We start from the raw sequence: 5204 nt of genomic DNA on the forward strand, positions 1-5204 counted from the left end.
CCGAGCAGTTGCGGCAGGCCGTTGCGGTATTTCGTATTACCCGCGAGAAGGCGGTGAGTGGGGCTCGAAAACCACTGCAGGACGCTCCGCGCCAGGATCGCGTTGTCTCTACTACCCAGGATCAACATTGGGAAACGTTCTGACCTGAAAAAGTCCGATTTTGCTCACGCTAAAAGCCGGGTTCGTTGCCCGGCTTTCGTGTATTCAGAGCGCGTTAAAATGCGTGCGCAGGCTCTCTGAGTAACTATCAGAGGAATGCGGTCTCTTTGCTGGTATACTTCATCCACTGAATTGTTTGTATGCTGTCGCAAGTTTTGTGGTTAGTGCGAGCCACCGTCTCTTTGGCGGTGTATCAAGGTAAGTGCTTTCTTTCGATTTGCATGATGTGTTAACTGATAAAAATCAGTGAGTTATTTCTTTTATGAAACATACTGTAGAAGTCATGATCCCGGAAGCGGAGATCAAAGCGCGTATTGCCGAACTGGGACGTCAGATTAACGAGCGTTACAAGGACAGCGGCAGTGATATGGTGCTGGTAGGCCTGTTACGCGGTTCATTTATGTTTATGGCTGACCTGTGCCGTGAAGTGCATGTCTCCCACGAAGTCGATTTCATGACCGCCTCCAGCTACGGCAGCGGAATGTCCACCACGCGTGATGTTAAAATCCTCAAAGACCTGGATGAAGACATTCGTGGCAAAGACGTGCTGATTGTTGAGGACATCATCGACTCCGGCAACACGCTCTCAAAAGTGCGTGAAATCCTGAGCCTGCGTGAACCTAAATCTCTGGCGATTTGTACGTTGCTGGATAAACCTTCTCGCCGTGAAGTGAACGTACCGGTCGAGTTTATCGGTTTTTCCATTCCAGATGAGTTCGTTGTTGGCTACGGCATTGACTATGCACAACGTTATCGCCATCTGCCGTATGTTGGCAAAGTGGTGTTGCTGGACGAGTAATGGGCTGGAGCGCCTGATGGCGCTTCGCTTATCAGGCCTACGGCGCTGATTTGTAGGCCGGGTAAGGCGTAACCGCCACCCGGCAATATCACCTTACTTATGGTTGCTGTGCTTCTGGCTGAGGTTCGACAACCCCTGTCGGTAGCGTTGCTCCAGTGTTTCGCGGCTGGTAGCCGTGACGTCCAGATCGCGCAGCAGACCATCATGAATACCGTAAGCCCAGCCGTGAATTGTCACTTTCTGACCGCGTTTCCAGGCTGAACGCATAATGGTTGAGTGGCCCAGGTTATAGACCTGCTCCATAACATTCAGTTCGCACAGGGTGTCCATGCGACGTTCCTGCGGCATTTCGCCCAGCAGTGAGCTGTGTTTAAACCAGATATCGCGGATATGCAGCAACCAGTTATCAATCAGCCCCTGTTCTTTATTTTCAATAGCCGCCTGGACGCCGCCGCAACCATAGTGGCCACAAATAATAATGTGTTCCACTTCCAGCACATCCACCGCATACTGAACCACTGAGAGACAGTTCAGGTCGGTGTGAATGACCAGATTAGCAACATTACGGTGAACAAACAGTTCACCCGGTTCAAGACCGGTTAAACGTTCAGCGGGAACGCGGCTATCGGAACATCCAATCCATAGAAAACGCGGATTCTGCGCATGCGTCAGCGTTTCAAAAAATCCGGGATCCTCTTCTATCAGCATCTTTGACCATAGTGCATTGTTGCTGATGAGTGTATCTATGTCTTTCATGGAGTTGTACAACCCGAAGCCAGATAAATTCGATGGGCTAATATAGGGTAACTCCGGCATTATTTAAACTATATATAAAATGTCAGAACGTAAGGTAAGTAAAAAACCATGACCATTGCTCTGGAACTTCAACAACTTAAAAAAACCTATCCCGGTGGCGTTCAGGCGTTGCGTGGCATAGATTTGCAAGTCGAAGCGGGTGATTTCTATGCGCTGCTAGGTCCCAATGGCGCGGGGAAGTCCACCACCATCGGTATTATCAGCTCGCTGGTGAATAAAACCTCCGGGCGGGTGAGCGTGTTCGGCTACGATCTCGATAAAGACACGGTTAACGCCAAGCGTCAGCTTGGGCTGGTGCCGCAGGAGTTCAACTTTAATCCGTTTGAAACCGTGCAGCAGATCGTGGTCAACCAGGCCGGTTACTACGGCGTAGAGTATAAAGAGGCGGTTAAACGCAGTGAAATTTATCTAAAACAGCTCGACCTGTGGGAAAAACGTAACGAGCGTGCGCGCATGCTTTCCGGCGGGATGAAGCGCCGCCTGATGATTGCCCGTGCGCTGATGCACGAGCCAAAATTACTCATCCTTGATGAACCAACTGCCGGTGTTGATATTGAATTACGCCGCTCAATGTGGGGCTTTTTAAAGGATTTAAACGATAAAGGTACGACGATTATTCTAACCACCCACTACCTTGAAGAAGCGGAAATGCTGTGTCGCAATATCGGCATTATTCAGCACGGCGAGCTGGTGGAAAACACCTCGATGAAAAATCTGCTCTCTAAGCTCAAATCTGAGACGTTTATTCTCGATCTGGCGGCGAAAAGTCCGCTACCTAAGCTGGAAGGCTATCAATACCGCCTGGTTGATACCTCCACGCTGGAAGTTGAAGTTCTGCGCGAACAGGGGGTGAACAGCGTGTTCTCGCAGCTGAGCGCTCAGGGTATTCAGGTATTGAGTATGCGGAACAAGGCGAACCGGCTGGAAGAGCTGTTTGTTTCTCTGGTTCATGAAAAACAAGGAGATCGCGCATGATGCAGCTTTACTGGGTCGCGCTGAAAAGCATCTGGGCGAAAGAGATCCACCGCTTTATGCGTATCTGGGTGCAAACCCTGGTGCCGCCCGTTATCACCATGACGCTCTATTTTATTATCTTTGGTAATTTGATTGGCTCACGGATCGGTGAAATGCACGGTTTTAGCTACATGCAGTTTATCGTGCCGGGGCTTATCATGATGGCGGTGATTACCAACTCGTACGCTAATGTGGCGTCGTCGTTCTTTAGCGCCAAGTTTCAGCGCAACATTGAAGAACTGTTGGTTGCACCGGTACCGACGCACGTAATCATCGCCGGTTTTGTCGGCGGTGGCGTGGCTCGCGGTTTGTGTGTGGGCATTCTGGTCACGGCTATCTCACTGTTCTTCGTGCCGTTCCAGGTGCACTCCTGGGTCTTCGTGGCGCTGACGCTGGTGCTGACGGCGGTGCTGTTTTCGCTGGCGGGCTTGCTGAACGCGGTTTTCGCCAAAACCTTTGACGATATCAGTCTGATCCCGACCTTCGTGTTGACGCCGCTGACCTATCTGGGGGGCGTTTTCTACTCGTTAACGCTGTTACCGCCGTTCTGGCAGGGACTGTCGCACCTGAACCCGATTGTCTACATGATTAGCGGGTTCCGCTACGGTTTCCTCGGCATTCACGATGTGCCGCTGGTGACGACCTTCGGTGTGCTGGTGGTGTTTATCGCCGCGTTTTATTTACTGTGCTGGTATCTGATTCAGCGCGGGCGCGGACTGCGCAGCTAACCTCTTTTCCTCTCCCTGAACGGGAGAGGAAACTTTTGATGTTTATCACCCTTACATATTTATCACCCTGATAAACTACTTGCCTGCTAAGGAGGTAGGCGATGCTAGGTTGGGTAATTACCTGTCATGACGATAAGGCACAGGATATGCTGCAGCGTCTGGAAAAAAAGCACGGCCCTTTGGTCCAGTGTCAGGCGGTGAGTTTTTGGCGAGGTCTCAGCTCGAACATGCTAAGCCGTATGATGTGCCATGCCCTGCATGCCACAGACTCAGGCGAGGGCGTGATATTCCTGACCGATATGGCCGGGGCTGCGCCTTACCGCGTGGCTTCGTTAATGAGCCATAAACATCCCCAGTGTGAAGTCATTTCTGGTATCAGCTATTCATTACTTGAGCGAATGATTTCGTCGCGGGAATCAATGAGCAGTTCTGCGTTTCGCGATTGCATCGTTGCGCTTGGCGGGCCTGAAGTCTCCAGTCTCTGGCATCAACAACAAAAAAATCCCCCCTTCGTGTTGAAGCATGATTTGTATGAGTATTAATCATTGGTATTGATGATGCTTTTGCTACAATAGCCGAGGTTTCTCGCCTCGGTTATCTCATATGGTTATGCGCGTTCTGCTTGTTTTATTGCTCCTGTTTTCTGGCAGCGTCGCTGCGGCTTTGCCTGCTCGTTATATGCAAACCACCGAAGCCGCCGCCGTATGGGCGCAGATTGGCAATAAAATGGTGACGGTAGGGAACATTCGCGCCGGGCAGATCCTCGCCGTTGAGCCCATTGCGGCAGATTATTACGAATTCCCCTTTGGCTTTGGTACCGGGTTTATCGATAAGGGACACCTGGAGCCTGTTCAGGGCCGGCAGAAGGTTGACGATGGTTTAGGCGACCTCAACAAGCCGCTCAGCAATCAAAGCCTGGTAACCTGGAAAGACACGCCCGTTTATAATGCTCCGGATGTCGGTAGCGCCCCGTTTGGCGTACTGGCGGACAACCTGCGCTATCCCATCATTAGTAAGCTCAAAGACCGACTTAATCAGACCTGGTTTCAGATCCGCATTGGTGGCAGGCTGGCCTATATCAGTGCGCTGGATGCGCAGGAAGACCACGGTATTCCCGTGTTGACCTACCATCATATTCTGCGTGATGAAGAGAATACCCGTTTTCGCCACACCTCCACGACGACTTCTGTGCGTGCGTTCAGTAACCAGATGGCCTGGCTCCAGGATCGTGGTTACACCACGTTGACGATGTATCAACTGGAAGGCTACGTGCAGAATAAAATGAACCTGCCTGCACGGGCGGTGGTGCTGACTTTTGATGATGGTCTCAAGTCGGTGAGTCGTTATGCTTATCCGATTCTGAAGCAGCACGGCATGAAGGCAACGGCGTTTATCATCTCCTCACGCATCAAGCGGCACCCGCAGAAGTGGGATCCGAAATCGCTGCAGTTTATGAGCATCTCTGAACTGAATGAGATCCGGGACGTGTTCGACTTCCAGTCGCACACCCATTTTTTACATCGGGTTGATGCGAATCGCCGGCCGATCCTGCTGAGTCGCAGCTATCACAATATTTTGTTCGATTTCGCCCGTTCGCGCCGGGCATTGTCCCAGTTTAACCCTCACGTCCTGTATCTTTCGTACCCGTTTGGCGGTTATAACGCCACGGCGGTAAAAGCAGCAGGCGA

Annotated in this window: 6 protein-coding genes; 5 read left to right on the top strand and 1 reads right to left on the bottom strand. The window is 51.3% G+C overall.

Translation table 11 applies throughout. The annotated features are described in order from the left end of the window. The first annotated feature begins 421 nt into the window (after positions 1-421). A complete protein-coding gene (gene hpt / locus FDX03_RS08755; protein ID WP_003018658.1) occupies positions 422-958 on the top strand; it encodes a hypoxanthine phosphoribosyltransferase in 537 nt (178 codons plus the stop codon). A 93-nt stretch (positions 959-1051) separates the two neighbouring features. On the opposite strand, the gene can is transcribed toward hpt, so the two are convergent. Beyond that, positions 1052-1714, bottom strand: coding sequence for a carbonate dehydratase (gene can, locus FDX03_RS08760; protein WP_008786227.1), 663 nt, complete (start codon positions 1712-1714; stop codon positions 1052-1054). 108 nt (positions 1715-1822) lie between these two features. Between can and FDX03_RS08765 the strand changes: the two genes are divergently transcribed. The 4 genes from FDX03_RS08765 to FDX03_RS08780 all read left to right on the top strand — a co-directional run. Further along, complete coding sequence (locus FDX03_RS08765; RefSeq protein ID WP_048212670.1) at positions 1823-2749, top strand: ABC transporter ATP-binding protein; 927 nt, start codon at positions 1823-1825, stop codon at positions 2747-2749. Continuing rightward, entirely contained in the window at positions 2746-3516 is a 771-nt protein-coding gene (locus FDX03_RS08770) for an ABC transporter permease (protein ID WP_003829467.1), read from the top strand. The genes FDX03_RS08765 and FDX03_RS08770 overlap by 4 nt, the downstream gene beginning before the upstream one ends. 101 nt (positions 3517-3617) lie before the next feature. Beyond that, positions 3618-4058: a PTS sugar transporter subunit IIA gene (locus FDX03_RS08775; protein WP_048212669.1), complete on the top strand. Its 441-nt coding sequence runs from the start codon at positions 3618-3620 to the stop codon at positions 4056-4058. Positions 4059-4119: 61 nt separating this feature from the next. Beyond that, on the top strand, positions 4120-5204 hold a 1085-nt coding region (locus FDX03_RS08780), incomplete at its 3' end, for a polysaccharide deacetylase family protein (RefSeq protein WP_249357020.1).

Source organism: Citrobacter sp. wls827 (assembly GCF_005280875.1).
Taxonomy (GTDB): Bacteria; Pseudomonadota; Gammaproteobacteria; order Enterobacterales; family Enterobacteriaceae; genus Citrobacter; species Citrobacter youngae.

What these genes read in the sequence shown, in the direction of transcription:
- hpt (WP_003018658.1), top strand. Translation starts at nt 422, where the DNA reads ATGAAACATACTGTAGAAGTCATGATCCCGGAAGCGGAGATCAAAGCG.
- can (WP_008786227.1), bottom strand. Translation starts at nt 1,714, where the DNA reads ATGAAAGACATAGATACACTCATCAGCAACAATGCACTATGGTCAAAG.
- FDX03_RS08765 (WP_048212670.1), top strand. Translation starts at nt 1,823, where the DNA reads ATGACCATTGCTCTGGAACTTCAACAACTTAAAAAAACCTATCCCGGT.
- FDX03_RS08770 (WP_003829467.1), top strand. Translation starts at nt 2,746, where the DNA reads ATGATGCAGCTTTACTGGGTCGCGCTGAAAAGCATCTGGGCGAAAGAG.
- FDX03_RS08775 (WP_048212669.1), top strand. Translation starts at nt 3,618, where the DNA reads ATGCTAGGTTGGGTAATTACCTGTCATGACGATAAGGCACAGGATATG.